Origin of the sequence: Paenibacillus thailandensis, from assembly GCF_042685365.1 — a bacterium.
In the GTDB taxonomy this organism is placed as follows: domain Bacteria; phylum Bacillota; class Bacilli; order Paenibacillales; family Paenibacillaceae; genus Paenibacillus_AP; species Paenibacillus_AP thailandensis.
On the sequence record NZ_JBHUMY010000016.1, the window covers coordinates 100,240 to 122,705 of the forward strand.

At 59.1% G+C, this 22,466-nt stretch carries 12 protein-coding genes; 2 read left to right on the plus strand and 10 right to left on the minus strand.

Annotation, left to right across the window (positions count from 1 at the left end; genetic code table 11):
- Window positions 1-63: 63 nt before the first annotated feature.
- The 9 genes from ACFSW5_RS15465 to ACFSW5_RS15505 form a co-directional block, all read right to left on the minus strand.
- Window positions 64-498 (minus strand): hypothetical protein, encoded by a 435-nt coding sequence (locus tag ACFSW5_RS15465; protein WP_379274779.1) that lies wholly within the window; start codon window positions 496-498, stop codon window positions 64-66.
- 73 nt (window positions 499-571) lie between these two features.
- The gene (locus ACFSW5_RS15470; RefSeq protein ID WP_379274781.1) at window positions 572-1,183 is read right to left on the minus strand and encodes a hypothetical protein; all 612 of its coding nucleotides are present in this window, start codon (window positions 1,181-1,183) and stop codon (window positions 572-574) included.
- Between the two features lie 69 nt (window positions 1,184-1,252).
- Complete coding sequence (addA, locus tag ACFSW5_RS15475; RefSeq protein ID WP_379274783.1) at window positions 1,253-5,293, minus strand: helicase-exonuclease AddAB subunit AddA; 4,041 nt, start codon at window positions 5,291-5,293, stop codon at window positions 1,253-1,255.
- Window positions 5,271-8,810, minus strand: coding sequence for a helicase-exonuclease AddAB subunit AddB (gene addB / locus ACFSW5_RS15480; protein WP_379274785.1), 3,540 nt, complete (start codon window positions 8,808-8,810; stop codon window positions 5,271-5,273). Before addB ends, addA begins: the two co-directional genes overlap by 23 nt.
- 203 nt (window positions 8,811-9,013) lie before the next feature.
- Complete coding sequence (locus ACFSW5_RS15485) at window positions 9,014-10,924, minus strand: rhamnogalacturonan lyase (protein WP_379274787.1); 1,911 nt, start codon at window positions 10,922-10,924, stop codon at window positions 9,014-9,016.
- Between the two features lie 165 nt (window positions 10,925-11,089).
- Entirely contained in the window at window positions 11,090-16,360 is a 5,271-nt protein-coding gene (locus ACFSW5_RS15490) for a rhamnogalacturonan lyase family protein (protein ID WP_379274789.1), read from the minus strand.
- A gap of 331 nt (window positions 16,361-16,691) precedes the next feature.
- Window positions 16,692-17,699 carry an NAD-dependent epimerase/dehydratase family protein gene (locus ACFSW5_RS15495; protein ID WP_379274791.1) on the minus strand — a complete coding sequence of 336 codons (1,008 nt, stop codon included), beginning with the start codon at window positions 17,697-17,699 and terminating at the stop codon, window positions 16,692-16,694.
- On the minus strand, window positions 17,696-18,301 hold the full coding sequence (gene clpP, locus ACFSW5_RS15500) for an ATP-dependent Clp endopeptidase proteolytic subunit ClpP (RefSeq protein ID WP_379274793.1): 606 nt from the start codon (window positions 18,299-18,301) through the stop codon (window positions 17,696-17,698). The genes ACFSW5_RS15495 and clpP overlap by 4 nt, the downstream gene beginning before the upstream one ends.
- Window positions 18,302-18,350: 49 nt before the next feature.
- Window positions 18,351-19,049 (minus strand): RNA polymerase sigma factor, encoded by a 699-nt coding sequence (locus tag ACFSW5_RS15505; protein WP_379274796.1) that lies wholly within the window; start codon window positions 19,047-19,049, stop codon window positions 18,351-18,353.
- 227 nt (window positions 19,050-19,276) lie between these two features.
- On the opposite strand from ACFSW5_RS15505, the gene ACFSW5_RS15510 reads away from it, so the two are divergent.
- Together ACFSW5_RS15510 and ACFSW5_RS15515 are read left to right on the plus strand one after the other, a co-directional pair.
- Window positions 19,277-19,609 (plus strand): PadR family transcriptional regulator, encoded by a 333-nt coding sequence (locus ACFSW5_RS15510; RefSeq protein WP_379274798.1) that lies wholly within the window; start codon window positions 19,277-19,279, stop codon window positions 19,607-19,609.
- Window positions 19,606-20,967, plus strand: coding sequence for an FtsW/RodA/SpoVE family cell cycle protein (locus ACFSW5_RS15515; RefSeq protein WP_379274800.1), 1,362 nt, complete (start codon window positions 19,606-19,608; stop codon window positions 20,965-20,967). The genes ACFSW5_RS15510 and ACFSW5_RS15515 overlap by 4 nt, the downstream gene beginning before the upstream one ends.
- A 44-nt stretch (window positions 20,968-21,011) precedes the next feature.
- On the opposite strand, the gene ACFSW5_RS15520 is transcribed toward ACFSW5_RS15515, so the two are convergent.
- A complete protein-coding gene (locus ACFSW5_RS15520; RefSeq protein ID WP_379274803.1) occupies window positions 21,012-22,430 on the minus strand; it encodes a class I SAM-dependent rRNA methyltransferase in 1,419 nt (472 codons plus the stop codon).
- Window positions 22,431-22,466: the final 36 nt, after the last annotated feature.

The window sequence follows — 22,466 nt, forward strand, 5'->3', positions numbered from 1 at the left end:
GGGCGCACGCCGAAACGCCGCGCGGCGCCGGACCGTTCGGTCGGCGCCGCGCCTCGCAACGTATCAAAAGAAAGGCAGCAGGGACAATGCGAGCAAGCCCGCAAGCGGGATAATCTGGCGGTAAAACCGCCGCCTCGGGTAAAAAGGATAGGGGAAGAAGGCAGGATAAAAGCCGGGGTAAAACGGCACGAACGCCCGGCCGTCGCCGGATGGCCCGTAAGGAACCGCCAGACTGACGACCTGGTCGTCGATATGCTCGATGAAGCCGTCGATGCACAGCCCGCTGTGCAAACGGACCAGAACGTAGCGGTATTTATGCTTCTCGCACCAATCCTTGCAATCTTTCGCTTGTCCCGTATAGGACGGATAGGACTTATTCGTCTTGTGCCCGTCCGGCTTCGCTCCTTTCGACAGCTGTCCTTTCGATTTCGCCCCATACGATACATGGGGCAAAGGGAAATTCGGCGTCAGAGCCGGATTCGGCTCAAAATGACTCATGACGGTTGCCTCCTTCGATACGCTTTCTTTCATCGTATTCATAAGTAGGCGTTCGGCTACTGCCCTCCGGCCGTCATTGCGCGCTTCCGGCTTGCAATATGGCGCCCTCCAGCTCTTCGGCGATTTCCGGCCAGTCGAAGCCCGCGCCAAGCCGGATGGAAGAGCTCCGAATGCCCGCTGCATCGAAGTTGAATTTCCGGATAATATCGAGCTCGGCGGTATAACGGTTTTGGAACGAATCGAGCACCGCGAGCTCGTCCTCCGTCAACGGTCCTTCATGATTGCCCAAGCTGCTTAGCCGCTGCTCGTCTTCCGCCATGATTCGATAAATATCGTCCGCATTCGCCTCTGGCTGCTTCAGGCTGCGGCCCAATTGGACAAACCGGCTTGCGCCGTCCGCATAAGCCCCGTATGCCCGGCCAAGCTCGAACTTGGCCGCCGCCCGGTCTTCCTGCGACCGGCTCTCTTTCAAGGCGGCGATGCCTTTCAACGCGGCGGTATAAAACGAAGCCGTATCCGCGGCCGCGTGGCCGACCTCCTGGCCTTTGTCGTATTTGCGGTCTTGCCCGTGCTGCAAAAACTTGGAGTATAAAAACACGTTGCCGATCAAGCTCAGAACGAGCAGCGCCAGCGTAACGGGCAGCGCTATCGGCTTTTTGCCTTTCTCCTTGCGTTCGTGCTCCACACACCGTGCCTCCTTATCGTTTTACAAACCCGCTTGAGCGTCCTGCTTGTCGCAAATGCCGCGGCTCCGTTACCGAAGCCGAACCGAGCGGCCCCCGTCGAAGAAAAAGACATGGCATTCGTCCACCGGCTTCCCCAACACTTTTTCCAACGCTTCGGCATACAGCTCCAGCTGAAACCGGTGCCGCTCCGCCGCTTGCTCCCATTGCTTCATATAGATGCGGTCCGTTTTGTAATCGAGCAGCACCAGGCCGGCTTCATCCTCGAACAAGCAGTCGACGACGCCTTGAATCAAGATCGGCTCGCCAGCCTCCTCGCCGGAGCCGGTCCACGGGTAAACGCGCGATGCCGGAAACATACAGCTGAACGGCACTTCGCGCCGAACCCGTCTCGCCCCGAGCAGCCGCCGGCCGAGATCGCTTTCGAAGAAGCCCGCAATTGCGGACAGATCGACCGACTCCGCTTGCTTCCGCGTAAGGAGCTTCCGTTCGATCATTTCCTCCGCCGTCTGCCGCAGCCGTTCCTCGCCGATTTCGCCGGATAGCGGAATATGCTGCATGATCAGGTGGCTGACCGTCCCTTTCTCCGCCGCGGTCAAGGCGTTCTCCTCCATAAATCTCGGACGCCGCAGCCGGAATGTGTAGCTGCCGCCCATAGACGGCGACGGCGCGGTTCGTTCCCGTTCTTCCGCTTGTTCCGGCCGCTCCCGCTCCGCAAGCTCCTCCGGCAGCATCAAAGCGGACGCTTCGCCCTCGGTCACGGCCGCCGCATGGAGCCGCTTCATCTCCGTAACCGAAGATTTGGCGGCCAAATAAGGGGCGTGCCGATGCGGATAAGCCCACTCCAGCCGGCTTCTGATCTCTTCGTCCGGTTCCACGCTGTCCAGCACCGCCAGCGATACGACGCCCTGCAGCCTTTCCGCCAGAGCTTCGTCCGCAGCCGAATCGCTCTCTTCTCCGGCGGCCGCTTCGGATACGAGCAGCCCCGACGGGACGATGCCGCCGCGCAGCCGCAGCCAAGCCGCAGCTGGGCCGTCAGGCCCGCCTGTCTCCGAATGTTCCGGCCCTTCGCCGGGAACCAGCGACCCTGCCGCCAGCGGTCCAAGCCAATCGAGGAAGGAGGTCGCGGACGCCAGCCGGAAGTCGGGCAGGCTGCCGCCATTCGCCGCGGCTTGCCATTCCTGCAGTTTTTTGGCGGCGTCGTTTACCGTTCCGACCAAAATCATCTTTTCCTTCGGCCGGGTGAGGGCTACGTACAAAATCCGCATTTCCTCGGCGAGCGTCTCCATGCGCATCCGTCTGCGGATCGCGAGATAAGGAAGCGACGGATAGCCGATGCGCCGTTCGGGGTCCACGTAACGCGGACCGAATCCCAGCTCCTTATGCTTCAGAAACGCGCTGCGCGCATCCTGCTGGTTAAATTGCTTGCCTAATCCGGCAATGAATACGACCGGGAACTCCAGCCCTTTGCTCTTATGGATGGACATGATCCGCACGACGTCCTCCTGCTCCCCGAGCGCCCTAGCGGTGCCCAGATCGCCTCCGGTGTCGCGCATCCGCTCGATGAAACGCAAGAAGCGGAACAAGCCGCGGAAAGACGTAGCCTCGTACGCTTTCGCCCGGTCGAGCAAAGCGCGAAGGTTGGCCTGGCGCTGCGCGCCGCCTGGCAAGCCGCCGGCAAATTCGTAATAGCCGGTGTCGCGGTATATTTGACGGAGCAGCTCGGTAAGCGAGCCCTGCCGCGCTTCTTCCCTCCACCGGTCCAGACGGTCGAGGAACGCGGACAGCTTGTTCCGAAGCTCTTCCGGCTGCAGCAAGTCGCCCGCCGCATGCAGCACGGCGTCGTAATAGCCGGCATGCTTCGACCGGATGCGGATCAGCGCAAGCTCCTCCGTGTTCAGTCCGAACAGCGGCGAGCGCAGCACGCCCGCAAGCGGAATGTCCTGGTACGGATTGTCGATGACCCGCAGCAGCGACAACACCGTCTCCACTTCCGTGGCGTCGAAATAACCGCTGCCAAGCTCCGCGTAAGCGGGAATGCCGCAGGCTTGCAGCTCTTCGATAATGACGGGGGCCCAAGCCCGCGTCGCCCGGAGCAAAATGACCGCGTCGCGCCACTGCATCGGGCGGCTTGCTCCGCGCCTGTTGTCGTAAACGCGGAAGCCGCCGTCCATCATCGCGCGGAGACGCTCGGCTATCCAGCGCGCCTCCAGCTGGACGGTTTGAAGCTCTTCCGCGCTTGGCGCTTCGTTGCCGCCTTCCGGCGCGTCTTCCTGCCCGTCTTCGCCGCCGGCGTTATCCGGCGTCTCGTCTCCGCCGGAAGCCCCGCCGTCCGTTTTGCCGATGACGGCCATCTCGACCGCAAACGCCTCGGCGTTGTCCGGCGCCGGATAACTGGCGCCGCATACAAGCTCGGCCCGCTCGTCGTAGTCCATCTCCGCAACGGATTCCCGCATGATCGGGCGGAAAACGCCGTTAACGGCGTCGACGACTTCCGCCCGGCTCCGGAAGTTGCGGGCGAGATCGATGCGGAGGCCGGAAGCGCCTGCGCTTTCCTGCGATAGAGGCCTATCGCCCTCCGCCCTGTCCGAAAGCGCTCCGCTTTTGACGGCTTGAACCTCCGTTAATGCCGCTTCGGCCCCTGCTTCGGGCGGCGGACTCGCAGACCCGCCGGGAAACGGGGCGTTAACGCCGAGGGCCCGCAGCTCGGCATCGGTCTTGTAACGTTTGTACTTGTTGAGGAACAGCTTCGGCTCCGCCAGACGGAAACGGTAAATGCTTTGTTTCACGTCGCCCACCATAAACCGGTTGCCCGGCGCCGGCCTCGCGATCAGGCTGACGATCGCTTCCTGAACCATGTTCGTATCCTGGTATTCGTCCAGCAATATTTCGTCGAATTGTCGCCGGTATTCAAGCGCCGCCGCAGACGGCACGGTCCGCTCGGGCGTCGACTCCGGAGCGCGCAATATCCGCAGGCAATAATGCTCAAGATCGCCGAAGTCGAGCAGTCCTTTCTCCCGCTTGGCCGCCTCGTACCGCGCCGAAAAATCGGAAACGAGCGCAGCCAGCGCTTTCATCAGCGGCGCAAGCTCCTGCAGCTCGGCGACGAACTCCTCCGGCGTCCGGCCGAACAGCTCGGCCGCCAGCGTTCCGACCAGCTTTTTCGCCCCTTCGCGAAGCTCCTTGGCCCGCTCCTGCAGCGCTTTGTCGTAATCGTCGCCGCGCATCGCCTTCAGCTTGCCGAACTGGGCGGCCTGGAACGGGGCAAACCAGTGCTCCCAGTCCGAGCCGGTCACCGCGTCGCGAAGCTCCCGGACAAGCCGGATATCCTCCGCGAACGTCTCCGCATAAGGAGCGGGGCCGGCCGGCTCTCTTGTCAGCCGCAGCGCCTGTTCAAGCAATGAAATAGCCCCGTCGAGCGACAGCAGCGCGTCCTCCCGGATGCTCCGCACCCATTCGCTTTTCCCGAGCTCCGCGATATTCTGCACCTCGAAGCCGGCCGCCGTCTCCTTCAGCCAATACTCCGGCCATGGATGGCTTTGCGCGAAATCGTAAAGCTGCTGAACGAGCCGGTACAGCGGCTCGTCCCCTTTCTCCCCGCCGAAACGGTCGGCCAGCCGGAGAAATGCGCCGTCGTCGCCCGCGCCTTCGTACCTTTCCTCGAACAGCTCGTCCAGCACGTCGATCCGCAGCAGCTCGCTTTCGGTTTCGTTGGCGATCCTAAAGCCGGGATCAAGTCCGATCAGCGAATAGTAACGCCGGATAACATCGAGGCAAAACGAGTGAAGCGTCGTAATGGACGCCCGGTTCAGAAGCGCCAGCTGGCGGCGCAAATGCTCCGAGTCGGGCTGGCGCTCGAGCTCCTTCTCAAGCGCCAGCCCGATGCGCTCCTTCATCTCGGCCGCCGCCGCTTTCGTAAACGTGGCGACGAGCAGCCGGTCCACGTCCGTCCGGGCGCAGATTTTGCGGATAATCCGCTCGACGAGCACCGCCGTCTTCCCCGAGCCGGCGGCCGCCGCGACCAGCACGTCGGAGCCTTCGGCCGTAATGGCCCTCCACTGGTCGTCCGTCCAGTTGCTGCCTGCCGGCTTATTCGTCTGCAGGCTGGTCATCCGCATCTCCTCCTTCCCTGAAGCTTTCCCACAGCCGTTCCTTTGGCGGCTTGCGCAGCTTTTTGAATTCGTTCCCGTCGAACAGCGGGTCGAATTGGCATACCGCCTTGTAATCGCAATATTCGCAAGGCGATTTGCCGCCGAGCCGGTACGGGCTTATCTCCACCTTGCCTTGCGAAATGTCCGCGCCGATCCGGCCGATCGTCCGCCGCACGGAGCTTCGCAGCACGTCCCATTGCTCGTCCGTTGCGACCGACGAGCTGCTGTAGAACGTTCCGTCCCGCTTCAGCGCGACCGGAATCAGCTCGGAATGGCCGCTGTCCAGCTCCCCGTCCATCAGCCGCGCCGTTTCCCCGTCCGCCCGGATCAATCCGCGGGTCTTGAATTTTTTCAGAATAAGACCGCCCGCTTCCGCCGGGCTGACGCCGTTCGAGAGCGACAGCAGCGGATTATGCACGTGGAAATAGAGCACCCCCGCCGGCAAGGCGGGCTTGCCGAGCCAGCTTTCCGCATGCGTCAGGAGCACGTCCAAATAAGTCAGCATCTGGAGGGAAAGGCCGAAGGCCACCTCCTCGAGCCTCAGCTGGGTCGGGCTGGACTTGTAGTCCAGCACGCGAAGCAGGAGGCCTTCCTCCGTTTCGGCTCCGTCCACACGGTCGATCCGGCCGATAATTTCCATCGTGTCTCCGTTCGGCATCGGCACGACAAGCGACGGAAGCTCGCCGTCCGGGCCGAACGCGACCTCCAGCCCGATCGGCTCGAATTTCGCGCGCCTTGCGTGCTCGCCCAGGATGACCGCGGTTTGGCTAACAATTTCCTTCAGCTTGCGGGCGATGTATTTGAACCTGCCGCTGCTGAGCAGTATTTGCGACTGGAGCCGAGGCGCCAGCTCGTCGACCGTCTTGGCGGCCGCGCTTCGGATCTCGGACTGTGACATGGAGCCTAAGCGCGGGCCGAGCCCTTGCGCCAGCTTGCTAAGCGCCGCATGGAACAGCTGCCCGACGTCCGGCGCCTCCAGCCGGTAAAGCTGCCTCTCCCGCAGCTTCAAGCCGTGGATGGCGAAATGCTGGAACGGGCACGCCACGAACCGTTCCATCCGCGACACGCTCGCCCGCAGCGTGTCCCCGTACAACAGCCGCGCCGTATCCGGCGTCAGCGGCTCCGCTTCGTTCGTATAGCGGAGCGATGCGGTTAACAGCTGCAGCCGGCTTTGCCAATCGGGACGAACGGCAAACCAGTTGTACACGTCCCACCAGAGCGGCGCGATCGCCTTACCTTGCTGCGCGGCGCGCAGCTCGGCGATCAAATAGCCGAGCGTCTGCCCGGGATGGACGATATATTGCCGCTGCTCCGCTTCGGGCATGTCCGGCGCCGGCTCCGCGGCCGCCGCATAAACCGGAATGCCGGGAAACAGCCGCTTCGTCTGCCGGACGACCTCGGACGGGAGCAGCGCCTTCCCTTCTTCGTCGGCTTGCGTCCAGCTGATCCATAAATGCCGCTCCGGCTTCGTCAGCGTGTTATAGATCATAAACCGTTCGTCCAGCAATTTTCGGCGGACGCCCGGAGCCATGGCGAGCCCTTCCTCGCCAAGCCGCTCCCGCTCCTCTTCGGTCAGGATGCCGTCCTCCTTGACGCGCATCGGCATAACGCCGTCGTTGGCGCCAAGCACGTAGCTGACCTTAATCCGTCCGGCCCGCGTCCGGTCCATGCTGCCGACCAGCACTTGGTCCACGGACGGCGGGACCGCCGCAAGCTTCAAGCTTTCCAGGCCCGTTTCCAGCATGCCGGCAAAAAGCTCGGGAGTGACCGTCTCGCCGCCGACCATTTCGACCAATTGATCGAGCAGCTGCATGACGCCGTCCCACAGCTGGCGATGCGCCCGCGCCCTCCTTGCGTCTCCTTCGGCGCTATGCAGGCGGCTCCACCGCTCCAGCCGGTCCGCCGCATCCGCATGGTCGAGAAGGCGGTAAAGCGCCTCGCACATTTCCCGTACGTTCTCCGCCTTGCGGAGCGCTTGTCCGAATCGGCGCAGCGGCGGGACAATATATTCGCGCGTCGCAAGCACCGCGTCCAGCTCGCGCAGCGACCGCTCGCCAGGCTCTGCGATGCCTTCCCCTTCTTCCAGACTCTCCTTGACGAGAGGCCTCCACTTCGACTTGTCCAGCCACTTCCAGCCGTCGATGCCCGCGGCTAAGACGTAGTTTTCCAGCAGGTCGAACGCTTCGCGCGTCAACGAACCGTCGAGCGGAAACAGCAGCTCCGTCTTGATGCAGCGGAATACGGCCTCGTAATGCCAGCCGTGCAGCACCGTCTCGAAAGCCGAACGGATAAACTCGACCAGCGGATGATGGACCGCCCTATTCTTCTGATCAAGGAAATGCGGAATGCCGAAGTCGGTCAGAACCGATTCGATGTATTCGTCGTAATCGCCGGCGTTGCGCACCATGATGGCCATGTCCCGCCAGCGCAGCCCTTCCTCCCGCGCACGGCGCAGCATATCGCGGGCGGCGGCTTCGACTTCCGCACGTCGGCTCGGAGCGGCGTGTAGCGACAGGCCGCAGCGCGAATCGGCGAGCTCGAACTGCTTCGCGTCCGGAATAATCATCGGCACCCGGCCGCCGTAATGGCGCTCCAGATGGGCGAGCATCGCGTTGTCCTTGAATCGTGCGGGCGGGCTTTCGTCCAGCACGACGGGCTCCAGCACCTCCATCCCGGTCGACGAAGCGATATCGAGCAGCTTGCCGTACGTTTCCGCCGTCGGATGGAACAGATCCAGCTCGTGGGGCGCCTCTCCCGCCGCGTACGGACGGTCCAGCGTCAGCGTTACGGTAATGTTCGCCCCGGAAGCGATGAGCGCGGCAAGAGCCTCGTATTCCTTCGGCGTAAAGCCGTGGAAGCCGTCTACCCACAGCTCGGCGCCGGCCATCGACGGCGCGCTGCGAAAGCCGGACGACAGCCAGCTCAAATAATCCTCGGAATCGACATATAATCCGTCGAGCTCCCGCTCCAGCTTCTCGTAAACGAGCCGCAAATCGTGCAGCTTATGGGCGAGCAGCGGCGAGTCGGCCAAAGCGGTGCCGCCTTCCGTCTTTTCCGCGACGGACGCGGCGTCGATGCCGTACCGCTTCCATTCGGTCAGCAGCTCGGACAGCCGTTCGATAAAGCCGGGCTGCTCCGCCCCGCCGCCAAACAGCCGAAGCTCTCCTTCCAGGCGGTGCACGATTTTGAACAGCAGCATTTGCTTGCCGTTGTCGCTAATCGGGATAAGCGAAGTGCCCCCCGTCTCCTGCATGACCCGGAAAGCGAGCCTGCGAAAGCTGAGCGCCTGCGCCCTTACCGATCCGGCGAGCCCGCCTTGCTGCAGCAGCGCATACTCGGTCTGAAACGTCGCTTGCTCCGGCACAAGCAATATAAGAGGCGGTCCTTCCGGATCGGCGGCGAGCCTTTCCCGAACCTCCCGGAGGCATAACGCCGTCTTGCCCGATCCGGAACGGCCGAGCACTAAGCGCAGTGCCATCGCGATCATCCTTTCTATGTAAACTAACTTGTAGTTATCGGATTATAAGAACACTCAATGCATTCTGATCTATTATTCTATCATACTCCACAAGTAGAAACGACTTGGGATAAATTCTATGCCGGTAAAAAAAGAGCCTCCCGCTGCAGCACGTTCTGCCGGCGGTCGGCCCTTATTCGACAATGTTTTTAAACGATCTTTTGTCACGATTTTGCAGTCACATAGATGTTCGGCGCAGGCGGCGCGCTCATCCCGTAACCCAAAAAATAGCTTGTATGAGGCGGCTGGTTGTAGCCGACGTTTTGCCAAGCCACGCCCAGCCGGTATACCGGATCGTGCATCAGCGTGTACAATCTCGTCGACGTGATGTCCGTCGTCGTATACATGCGAAGCGCGGTGCTGTCCGCCGTCCGCCAAATCACTTCCTCGCGCCAGTCGCCGATCAGATCGGCCTGCAGGCTCGGATTGCCCTTCGTGGAATTGTTGGAATACGTTCCTGTCGCGGTCAAAAGCCGGGTCTCCGTCCCGCTCGCATAATTCCATTTATCGATTTTGCCGACGCCCGTCGACGTGCTGCTGGACCACGTATGATCCAGAAGCTCGCGCTGCAGGTCCCCGTCCCACCAGATGCCGAAATTGATCGAGGAGGGCGTCTTGCTCGAAATAAGCGCCCCGGTTGCGCTGCGCAGTCCTACGCCGTTGCTGGCCCACGCTTCTTCGCCCGCGTAATTCGGGTCGATATCGGCGGACATGCCCCTTCCGGTATCCGCGCCCGTATGCACGCCCCATAAGACGGTGCCGGTCGCCGCGTCGTGCATCTCGGCGCCGTAGGCGGCGGAGGTGCTTTCGTTTACTTTAAACACTTCAAGCCCGGAACGGTTCGGATCAAGGTCGCCGACGTGCATCGCATCGCCGTGGCCAAGACCCGTCGTATAAAGCTTCGCCCCGTTGTCGTCCACCGTTAACGAGCCGTAAACGATCTCGTCCTTGCCGTCGTTGTCGACGTCGGCCACGCTTAAGTTATGGTTGCCTTGACCGGCCGTCCCGGCATTCGTCGAGCTGTTGCTGTCGAACGTCCAGCGCCGGGTAAGCGAGCCGTTCCGCCAGTCGAAGGCGACAAGCACCGTTCTCGTATAATAGCCGCGTGTCATGACGATGCTTGGGCGAACGCCGTCCAGATAAGCGACGGCGGCCAGAAACCGGTCGACCCGGTTGCCGTAGCTGTCGCCCCAGCTCGATACCGTTCCCCGCGGCGGAACGTAATCGATGGTCGCCAGATTGGCTCCCGTCGATCCGGAAAAGACCGTTAAATATTCCGGTCCGCTCAAAATATAGCCGCTTGAATTGCGGTAGTCCGCGCCGGAGCTGCCGATGACGGCTCCCGTGCCGTCCTTCGTGCCGTCCGCCGTCTTGCATACGACCTCGGCTTTGCCGTCGCCGTCGAAATCGTAGACGAGGAACGGCGAATAATGGGCGCCCGCCCGAATATTAATGCCAAGGTCAATCCGCCACAGCCGGGTGCCGTCCATCTCATACGCGTCCAAATAAGCGTTGCCGGTATAGCCGGACTGCGAATTGTCCTTGGAGTTGGAAGGATCCCATTTCAGCACGATTTCGTAATCCCCGTCGCCGTCCAGGTCGCCGACGCTCGCGTCGTTGGCGCTGTACGTGTAGGAAACGCCGTCGGGAGTCGTCCCGCCGGAAGGCCTGCTGATCGGGATGTCCAGGTAGTTGTTCGCCCACACTGTAACCGTTCCGGATGAAGCCTGCTCCGTTCCGTTAAGTACAGGACGCACTTCATAAACCGAGGACGCCGTGCCCGATGCGTCCAAATAGTTCGTGCTGCCGGTAATGACGCCGGAATTCACTTTCGTTCCGTTCCGGTATAAGTTAAATCCGATGGAAGACGGCTCCGTGCCGAGCAGCCGCCAGCTAACGAACACGCCGCCGCTCACTTTGACGGCCACAAGGCCGCGGTTTAAATTTTCCATCTGGCGCGCGGAGGCGGCCGACGCTACGCTTGCCGGACCGACCGCCGGAAAGACGAGCGCAATTGCGAGCGCTAGCGACAGGGTCAGGTACCAGGGACGTTTTTGTCCGAGAGCAACGTTCATTTAATCCTCGCTCCTTTGAGAGTTCATTTTCGGTTGCCGGTACTAGAATGCGATCTAGCCGAAACGATTCCGTTTTCTTATTGGGCAGATTCGCAAGTTCTTTTTCGAAAGACGGGCCGGCCCATATGCCTAAGCTTTATCGGCCGCCCCCATGCTGGCATTGCGTTATTTGACCGTTACGGTCAAGCTGTCGCTTTCCGTCACGCCGCTTCCGTTCTCAAGCTCGACCTTATACGTATACGATCCTGCGGCTCTGCCGGTAATTTCCGTAAACGCGGATTGTCCGTTAGGCGTGTCCGCCGTTAAAGTCTGCGTGTCGATCAGAACGCCGTTCTCGTACAGACGGTAAACGTCCGCGTTCGTGCCCCACCACAAGTTCGCGGTCACCTTATAGCTGCCGTCGCCGTCCCAATTGTCGCTTGACAATGCCGGTTTCGCCGGCAACGCGTCCTTCACCTGAACGGTCAGCGGGTCGCATGCCGTCGTGCCGTGCGTGTTGCTGATTTCGCAAGTGTATACGTAAGTGCCGTTTGGCTTGCCCGTCAAGCGGGTGGCCGCCGTCTGCGCCGATGGGGTATCGTCGGTCAGCTTGACCGTGTCGACCGGGACGCCGTTCTCGTACAGCTTGTAGCTCGTCCCGTTGTCTCCCCACCACAGGTTCATCGTAATGTTGTAATCGCCGTCCATGAGGCCGGTATCGTAGCCGTTGTCGCTCGACAATACGGGCTTGGCCGGCGCTTTCGCCGCTTTAACCGGCTCTTCCGGCTCCGCCGTTACCCCTGCATACCGAATATGCGGCCCGGCCGGCTGCTCCATCCCGTCGCCGAGATAAAAGCTTGGATGCGGCGGCTGGTTATAGCCGACGTTCTGCCAAGCGACTCCAAGGCGGTACACCGGATCGTGCATAAGCGTCCGGATGCGAATATCCGTCGGATCTACGGTCGTATAGATGCGAAGCTCGCTGCTGTCGGCCGAGCGCCATACCGCCTCCTCGCGCCAATCTCCGAACAAATCCGCCTGCAGCGAAGGATTGCCTTTCGTATGGTTGTTCGAGCTCGTCCCTTCCGCGGTCAGCAGATTGACGGTCGTACCGTTCGCATAATCCCATTTGTCGATTTTGCCCGTGCCGGATCCGGCGGAGGAATCCCATCCATGATCAAGCAGCTCGCGCAGCGGATCGGCGTCCCACCAGATCGCGAAATTCGTCGACGACGGAATGCTCGTATTGATCAGCTCGCCTTTGGCGCTATACAAACCGGTAATCGGAACGTGCTGCTCGCTTGTTATCGTAGAAGACCACATTTCCTCGCCCGGATAGTTCGGATCGACGTCGGCCGACAAGCCGCGTCCCGTATCTTTCCCGGTATACACGCCCCACAAAATATCGCCGGTCGCCGCATCGTGCAACTCCATGCCGTATTCCGCGCCGGCATGCTCATGCACGCCGAACACCTCAAGACCGGGATGCGCCGGATCGAGGTCGCCGAAATGCATCGCGTCACCGTGGCCCAGATTCGTGCTGTACAGCGCTTCGCCGTCGTCGTCAATGGCCAAGGCGCCGAACAGCACCTCATCCTTGCCGTCTCCGTCGACATCGCCGACCGACAGGTTGTGGTTGCCCTGACCGACATAACCGCCGTTGCCTTCGTCGTTCGTGTCGAAACGCCATTTCTTCGTCAGCTCGCCGTCTTTAAACGAATAAGCGGCGATAACCGTCCTTGTATAATAGCCCCGGCTGAAAACGACGCTCGGATGCTCGCCGTCGAGGTAAGCGACGCCTGCGAGAAAACGGTCGACCCGGTTGCCGTAAGAATCGCCCCAGGCGCTCACGTCTCCGCGCGGCGGGTCGTAACTAACGGTGGATATAGCTCCGCCCGTTTCGCCGTCGAACACCGTCAAATACTCGTTGCCAAGCAGCACGTAGCCGCTGCTGTTGCGGTAATCGGCCGAAGCGTTGCCGATCGTTTTCCCTTGGCCGTCGATCGTCCCGTCGGCGGTCTTCAGCGCGATCTCGGCGCGGCCGTCGCCGTCGAGGTCGTATACGATGAAAGGCGAGTAGTGCGCTCCCGCACGAATGTTCGGGCCGAGATTGATGCGCCACAGCCTGGTTCCGTCCAGCTTGTAGGCATCCATATAAACAAGCCCCGTATAACCCGATTGCGAGTTGTCTTTCTGGTTGGAGGGCGACCACAATAGGACGATTTCGTATGTGCCGTCTCCGTCCAAATCGCCGACGCTCGCATCCCCCGCGTTATACGAATACGGCTGACCGTCCTTCGTATAATCGTCGGCAGGCTTCTGAAGCGGAACGGACAAATACTGCCGCTGCCATACGCCGAACTCCCCGGTCGCGTCTTTCTCGACCCCGTTAATCACGGAGGTGATTTTGTATTTCGAAGCCTCCGTGCCCCCGCCGTCCACGTAATTCGTGCTGCTTTCGACCGGCCGCGAATTCAGCTTTTTGCCGTCGCGGTATACGTTGAAGCTGATGGAATCCGGATCGAGTCCGAGCATCCGCCAGCCGATATAAACGCCGGCATCCGTCTTCACCGCGACCGGGGCGCGGTCAAGCTGCTCCATCTCCCGATATAACGTCGTAACCGCTTCGGTGACGAGCGCTTCCGATTGCTCCGAAATGCCTCCTGCGTTGACCGAGGCCACTTTGTAATAATAAGGAATCGTCGTCAGGATCGAAGCGTCGGTATAGATTGTTTCCTTCGTTTTGCCGATGAGCTCATACGGTCCGTTCGGCTTCTCGGCGCGATACACATAATACAGGAGCGCTTCCGGCACCTCGTTCCACGTAAAAGTCGCGTCGTTCTTGTGGACCGATTGAAGCGAAAGCCCGGTCGGCGCCGCGGCCAGCGGAACGTTAGGATCCGCCATCGAGACGGAAAGACCGTTCGAAGCAACCGACTCGAAGCCCGCGCCGTCGAGCGCCGTGACGGTGTACACATATTCGAGCCCTATATCGGCCGTCGTGTCCGTAAAGCTCGTATTCGCCGTAACGCCGAGCTGAGCCGGGCCGGTCTCCACGGCCGCTTGCCGATATACGCGGTACAAGGACGCTCCGCTTACCCCTGTCCAAGATAGCTCCGCCGATACCGGATCGGTATCCAGCTTTAATTGATCGAGCTTCAAATTGGCAGGCGCAAGCAAAAGCGGCGTAATTTCAAGACCGTTCAGATGCGCGGTCGTCCCGCTGAACACCAGGTTCATCTGGCCGTCCTTCACGGCGATCGAATTGAACAGCTTCTCCGCGATACTCCCCCGGCCGGAGGAGACGGTGCCATAATCCGTTCCTTCGATGTTCACGTTCGTCCTGGTTGAGCCGAGCCAGTCCCCCGTATACGTCTTGACGGAATAGTAGCCGTTGGGAAGATCGACTTTAAACTCGTAGCTGCCGCCGAAATAGATGACAAAATCGCGCCGCAGATCGTCGGTCGCGCTTCCACGGTCGCGGTCTGCCATCCCTGCGCTGGACGCAAGGCCGTAGCCGAGTTCCGGCGTATAGAGCGTGTTGCGGGTTACCTCGGTATAGCCTTCGGCAACCGGCGCCCCGACAGGGCCGAAATCGTACCGATACTGCGCCGTTTTCGTCGTAATCGCGACTTCGTCGGAAGGCTCCGATTCACCTAGGCCGTTCACTGCGGTTACCCTTACGGTATACGTGACGCCTTCGGACAAACCGCCAAGCGTAATCGTCGGCACGGTTGAAGTACCGATCATTTTGTACGCGGTTTCCGGCTCGGACGCCGGCTTCCGGTAAATTCTATAGATGTCCGCCGTATCGACGGCCGTCCATTTCAGCACCGCACCCGCGTTGCTGATGGAGCCCGCCGTTACGCCGGCCGGCTTGGGAGGAACGGCGGAAGGCGGTTCGATCTCCTGCACGAAGTCCGACAGCGGAAGGCCCAGCTCCCGAATACCTCCGGCAACCAAACGCGCGATCTGAATCGCGCCGTATTCCTGAAAATGCGTATTGTCCGTCGAGCCGTTCGGAAAAGCGGCGTAAATTCCGGCCTCGACGTGCAAGAAGACGGATAACGTACCTTCGGGGCCGATGGAGTCGTAGTACGCTACGCTGAGCGAGCTTAAATCCACCAGCTTGACGTCCAGTTCGGCCGCGACTTCTTTCATCGCTTGGACGTATTCCGGGAAGCTGACGTTAAACTTGCCCGTATCGGCGTTATAGTCCCGGCGGCCGACCGGGGTCACGAGTATAGGCGTAGCTCCCCGCTGCCGCGCGCCGTTAATATAGGTCTTCAAGTAATTTTTGTAATCGGCCGGCGATGCGTACCGTTCCGGAATGCTGATCGTCGCATCGTTGTGGCCGAACTGCACGAGGAAGTAGTCGCCCGGCTTAATCGCCCTTAAGATTTCGTCCAGTCTGCCTTCGTTGATAAACGATTTCGAGCTTCGTCCGCCGATCGCACGGTTGTCGAACACGACATCATCGGTGAAATATTTCGCGATCATTTGACCCCAGCCCGCTTCCGGCTTCCAATAAGGGTCGTACGTCTGGACGGTCGAGTCTCCCGCGATGTAAACGGTAGGCTGCTCGCCGGCCGTCCGCTCCTCCTGCTTCGAAAGGACAAGCGAGTTGATGTTTGGCGCGGTTCCCGTAAAGTCAAGGTTCAATTGGCCGTCGACAAGCGCAATTTCAAAGTCCATCTCCAAATATTGGCCGGCCGCTTTGGACGTATTTTGAACCTTTTGGATGTTCTCCGCTTTGATCGCGATGTTGGTTGCGCCCGCCGGATCGCCGGCGATCAACGAGACGGTATAATCCCCGTTCGGCAGATCGACCAGAAAGGACGTATTTTGCGGCACCGCAAAATCCGATTTAATCGGGTCCGCAATCCCGCGATCCTGTTCGGTCACGGCGGACGTGTCCGCAAAGCCGTATTTCAATTGTCCGGAATAGGACGTCGATGCGTCGACCCGGATGTAGCCGTCCGCCAGCGCACCGGGGCCGAAATCGAAGCGTACGATGTCGCCTTCCGGCAGCGCGGCGGGGGCATCCGGAGCCGCCGCAGCCGGAATTTCCGCTACGGTTGCAGGTCCGGCTAACTCGGATTCCATACCGTTCCCGCCGACGGCGGATACATAATAATCATAGGAGCCGCCCGCCGCTACATCCGTATCCGTATAAGCGGATTGTTCGGTTTGTCCCAGCAGCTCGCTGCCGCCGCCGTCATTGCGGTAGACGAAATAATAGACGGCTTCCGTCACTGTACTCCAGCCTAAAGAAACCGATTCGGATGTAACGGCCGTTACGGCCAAATCTTCCGGCGCCGCCGGAGCGGCCGGCGTTTCGGCAGCGCTCGCTGCCGCCGCGCCGAAAGACAAACCGGGCAAGGTTATCGAAAAGACAAGAAGAAGAACAAGCGCAATGAATATTGAGCGACGATTACGCAGCTTGGTTACAACCATGACATGAATTGCCCCGCTTTCCCATAAAAAATTAGTCGGCCTTCAAGAATCGGCAAGCGCTTTCAATTTCACAAGCCATAATGCATGCATCTATCCAAAAGCCTTGCTTTTGTTCTAAATGACGTTTCGGCACCCCTCCGTTTCGATTGACATTTGTTTCAAAAAGAAGAAGATGTTCACTCATGATGATAGCGCTTCCAGACAATCGTTAACATTTAAAAATCAGAGATTTTCCATTAAAAAGCAGTGATTTTTCCCATCATTTATAAATAGCTTGAAAGCCCTGCCAGCAGTGCGCCGACAGGGCTTTCTATAAAGGTTTTGGAGCGGGTTAAGCCTCTTGGCTCAGCTTCTCCCGCCATTGTTTCAGCAGCTCCGCTTCCCGCGCCGGATCCATCCCGGCTTTCGGCTCGTAGCCGGCCGGCCGGGTTTTGGCCCAAACCAGCGTATCCCTAAGCGTATCCGGGAGCGGCCGAAACGTCAGACCGCTGGCGACGGCCCGCTCGCTGCTTACAGTCAGGAAACCCGGCATATTGCTCTCCGCCTTAATCCATAACGGAAGCTCGATCCATTCGCCGACGCCAGCCGCGGTCAAAAAGCTTTCCTTCACCCATGCCGGCGAAGCATCGGGGGCGAGCTTTAAGCATGCTTCCGTTAAATCTCCCATCGTATAGCGGTAGGCCGGCGTTACGGCATTGTAAATGCCGCCGGATTTCCGCTCCAGCATGCGAATAATCCATGCCGCCAAGTCCCGGGCGTCGATCCATTGCACCGGCCGCTCCGGCTCGCCCGGAATAAGCGTTTCTCCTCCGGCCGACATGCGAAGCGGCCAATACGTAAACCGGTCCGTCGGATCGTAGGGTCCGACGATAAGCCCCGGCCGGATGATGAGCGCCCTTTCCCCATACGACTCCTGCACCTCTTGCTCGCATAAAGCCTTTAAAGCGCCGTAATGTTGTGAAACGTCCTCGGAATCGGAAGGAGACGCTTCCAGCTTGGCGGTCTTAGCATGTTCATCCTGATTCTCCGCCGAGAAGTCCGCATAGGCCGATATGCTGGAAATAAAGCAGTACATGCCGCACGCCGGCTCCAGAAGCCGGACGGATTGCCGAACGACCCGCGGCACATAGCCGCTCGTATCGATGACGGCATCCCATTCTCGTCCTTCAAGCGGCTCAAGACCGCCGTCGCGGTCGCCGATCAGCCGCTCGACCGTTGGATAAAGTACCGGCTCCGTCAACCCGCGGTTAAATAAAGTGACCTCGTGCTTAGCCTCCAATGCGGCTTCCACGATATGTCTGCCCAAAAATTTCGTTCCGCCCAATACGAGTATTCTCAAGCCGCGCCTCCCGGCATCATCGAATTCCCCTGTATGACTCCGTCGATCAAGCCGTAATGCTTCGCTTCTTCCGCCGTCATGTACGAGTCGCGGTCGGTATCCTTGGCGATTTTGTCGATCGGCTGCCCGGTACGCTCGGCAAGCAGCCGGTTGATCTGCTCCTTTGTCTTTAGAATCCGTTCCGCTTGAATTTGGATGTCGGAAGCTTGCCCCCTCGCGCCGCCAAGCGGCTGATGAATCATGATTTCGCTGTTCGGCAAAGCAAAGCGCTTGCCCGGCGCTCCTCCGGCCAGCAGCACCGCGCCGAAGCTGGCCGCCATCCCGAGGCAGATCGTAGAGACGTCCGGCTTAATGTATTGCATCGTATCGTAAATGCCGAACCCCGCCGTAACCGAACCTCCCGGACTGTTAATATACATTTGGATATCCCGGTCCGGATCGTCGGCGGCGAGAAAAAGCAGCTGGGCGACGATCGCATTGGACATTTCGTCGTTAATTTCCGAGCCGACCATGACGATCCGGTCGCGAAGCAGCCTCGAATAAATATCGTAGCTGCGCTCTCCGCCTTTCGTTTGCTCCACTACGTAAGGAATTAAATTCATCGCTATCGTCCTCCCTTTCGTCCGTATCGCGATTGACCTTGGGAACAGATTACGCGGCAAGCGTCGTTGCGTTCGGCGCCGTGGCAGAATTATGCGAGGTGACCGGCTGCTGCCGCAGCTGATGGCGAATTTGAACCGCAGCGGTCTGCTTGCCTTGCTCATCGGCGTACATCAGGCTCGCGATCGCTTGCGCGTTTCCTTCCTGCAGCGCCATTACATAAGCCTGCAGTACGGTCTGTTCCTCTTCGCTTGCGCGGAACGTCTCCCATTCGGACCGGAATTCCCGCTCGCGCCAGTCGCGGACGGCAGCCCGCGCCCGATGAAGAGCCGCTTTGACGGCTCCCTCCGACAATTGGAGAAGCGAAGCCGTCTCCTTCGCCGAAAGGTTCATCGCTTCGCGCAGCAGGAACACCGCGCGCTGCAGCGGCGTCAACTGCCGAAGGAGCACCGCGAGAACCGGCTCGCTGTCGATTTCCGCCGCTTCCGGCCGTTCCGTCCGCGCCGCTTCTTTTTCCAGCACCGACGCCCGTTTTTGCCTGCGCAATTGGTCAATCCAACGATTTTTGGCCATCCGCGACAAATAAGCCGAAGGGTTCGCCATGCTGCCGACCGTATCCATGAAAGGCAATACCTTCATATACGTCTCCTGCGCAAGATCCTCCGCATCCCAAAGCGATCCGGTAAGTCCGTAGCAATAATCGACCAGCGTCTTCCTCAGACGAGCGGCATCCGCCTCTTGAACTTTCATTGTGTACAAGGCCCCCTTCGGTGGTGAACTCATTTGTCATAATAATAACGAATAGAGCGGCTGAAAGGATACGGCAACTGCAAAAATAGAACGGATAACTTGAATTGACATAAGAGAATCGATAAGAGTCCCGTTTTGCCAGTTGTATTTTTTGGAAAAGCCGATTACACTATACCTAGATATCCAATGCATAGGAATTCTATCTATAAGTTTGGAGGAAAGCATACATGACCATCAACAAAGAGCTTATGAAAGGGAGCACCGTTATTTTAATTCTTAACCTGCTGGACATCAAAGCGATGTACGGTTATGAAATGACAAAGGAAATCGAAAAAAGCTCCGGAGGCTTATTCTCGTTAAAAGAAGGTACACTTTACCCTATTCTTCACACGCTGGAAATTGAAAAATGGGTTGAATCCTATTGGGAGGAGGAAGCCGGCCGCAAAAGGAAATATTACCGCATTACCGATAAAGGAAGACTGCAGTTGAAACAGAAAAAACAAGAATGGGTCCTCTTCCGTTCCACGGTCGACCGGCTTCTGGGGGAGGGGCATGCATGAGCGTTCGCAAAGCGGCCATCCATCATCAGCTTATTGACGAGTTTTTGGACCAAGTATGCAAACCCGTAAAAGCAAAAGAGATGCACCCGGATATCAGGCAGGAAATAACGGCTCATTTGGAAGAACGGATCGAAGAGCTTATTTCGGAAGGCATGACGGAAGAAGAAGCCGTCCGAATGGCGATTGCCCGGATGGGCAGCCCTGAGGAGGTCGGACGGCAGTTCCATCAAGTACATAAGCCCCGAACGGAATGGACCCTTATTCTATTGCTGGCATTGCTTATCGGCATAGGGCTGGTCGCCATGCTGGCCATGCAGACGGCATTGGAGGACAACGATAGAGTAAGCAATGCCGGTTTTTTTGAAAAGAAAGCCGTTTTTGGCATTATCGGCCTTGTAGCCGTAGCCGTCATTTATTTTGTCGACTATCGGAAGCTGCAGGCATATTCCTCCTATCTTTATTTCATCGTTGTGATGGTCATGTTGCTTGCGAAGTTAGAAGGGGTTACGATCAGCGGTTCCGGGTCATGGTTTGTCGTCGGGGCTGTTTCCATCAACGTGCCGATGACGGCAACTTATCTGTTTATGATTACCCTCGCCGGAATGATCCGGCCGAGAGAACCCAAAAGCAGCAGCTTCTTAATCAAAATTCGAACGTTTATAAAAGAGTTATTCGTATATCTTATTCCGGGCTGGCTTTATCTCTTAAATCCTACGTTACCGGCTTTCATGCTTTATGTCTCAGGGTTATCCGCACTGCTGCTGTTCGCCGGCAAATGGCGAACCTGGCTGGCCTATATTGTGGGCATGGCTGCAGCTGCAGGACTGATGTTGCTGTACGGTACCGGAGCAAGGATTGAGTATGTAACGAACCGTCTCCTTGCGTATGTTGACCCTGCTTCGAATCCCGATGCCAATTTCATGGCTGCTCGCTCGCTTGAAGCGATCCGTTCGGCAGGCCTGTGGGGGCATGGATTTGGGGTTAAGAACGATAGGCTGGGGTATATTTACAGCGACATGATCTATACCTACCTGATTTATAGTCTAGGCTGGGCGATGGGATTGTTGATCGCGTTTGCGTTCGCTGCCCTGCTCATCCGGGCAGCCGGGGTTGTAAGCAAATTATCGGACCCCTACGGGAAAAGGATCGTCGTTGGCGTCATTACAATCCTTTCCGTTCAATTTGGCTGGAATATGCTGATGTGCGTCGGGCTGCTGCCGATCACCGGAATTTCCTTGCCGCTAATCGGGTATAGCACCTTTAGCATGGTAGTCGATATGGCGGCGATAGGAGTCATTTTAAGCGTATACCGGCGGAAAGATATATTCGCGAGTCGCCCGACGATGCAAAGCGAATAAAAAGACGCAGAAGGCCAACCAGCACCGACTGGTTGGCCTTCCCGCTACTTGCTCCGAACCTCGAATATCGCAAATTTCAAGTAATGTCCTTCCGTTACGCCAAGCTGCTGCGGATGGTCTTTGCCGGCCGTCCGCCATTCGATGAGGCGCAGCACCTTGCCCGCGTCCGCGGCCGCATCCTGAATCGTCTCCAGGAACAGCTCGGGGCGCATATGGTACGAGCAGCTCGCCGTAACGAGATAGCCGCCCTCGTTTACGAGCTTCAGCCCGTGCAGGTTAATATCCTTATAGCCCCGGCATGCGCCAGGGACGGCGCTTTTTGTTTTCGCGAAAGCGGGAGGGTCCAGAATGACGACGTCCCACGTACGTCCGGCGCCGGAAAGCGGCTTCGCCGTATCCGCTCCGCCGCGGGCGCGCTCCTCGCGCTCTTCCAGCCCTTTCACCTGCGTCCGCAAATAGTCGAAAGCGTCGGCGACGACAAATTCGACCCGGTCGCTGAAGCCGTTCCGCTCCACATTGCGTTTCGCCGTTTCGATCGCATGCTCGGAGACGTCGAGGCAAGTGACTTTCTTCGCCCCGTACCGGCACGCGTGCAGCGTAAAGCTGCCCGTATGGGCGAAGCATTCCAGCACCGTCGCTCCGTCCCAATAAGGGAACGTGACGATTTTGCCGTTGGCGTTGACCGGAACGACGACTTCGCCTGTACCGCCGCCGGCAACGTCTCCGCCTTCCGCCGTCTGCACGGCGGCTCCTGGCGGAACGTCGGCCGCCGGGCGCTTCTCCAGCCGGATGCCGCTCCGGACGCCCCAGCCTTTCATCAGCGGCGCAATGGAGGCGCGGTTTTCCCGCTGATCGAAGAAATAGCCGGTTTTTTGCCCTTCAACAATATCGACTTCCATTTGCAGTCCGTTTTCCGTAATTTCCACGACGTTCGGGCATTCTCCGTACAATACGCCCGTCCGCTCCTCAAGCCCTTCCAGACGCCGAACGCCAACGTCGCTTCGCTCGTAAATGCCTTGCGGCCGGAACACCTCGACAAGCGCCTCGACGATTTGGTCCCGGTGCGCATCCATGCCAAGCGTCACGATTTGCAGCACAAGCACCTCGCCGAACCGGTCCACAACGAGCCCCGGCAAAAAATCGCCTTCGCCGTAAACGAGACGGCAATCCCGATCCTGCACGAACCGTCTCCGATGCTCTTGGCACCGCTCGAAACGCTCGACGAAAAACGCTTTGTCCATCGCTTCAAGCGGCCGATAGGAGACGATACGCACAGCGATTTGGGATTTCGGGTTCCAGTACCCGGTCGCCAAATACCGGCCGTTATGGCTGACGACGTCCGCCAGCTCCCCCGGTTTGGGTTCCCCTTCCACCCGCTCGATCTCATTGCCGTAAATCCAGGGATGTCCTTGCTCGAGACGTTTTTTCCGTCCGCGCGAAAGCCATATTTTCGCTTTGCTCACTGATTGTATACCGCCTTTCTTCAGTTGCCGGCGGGC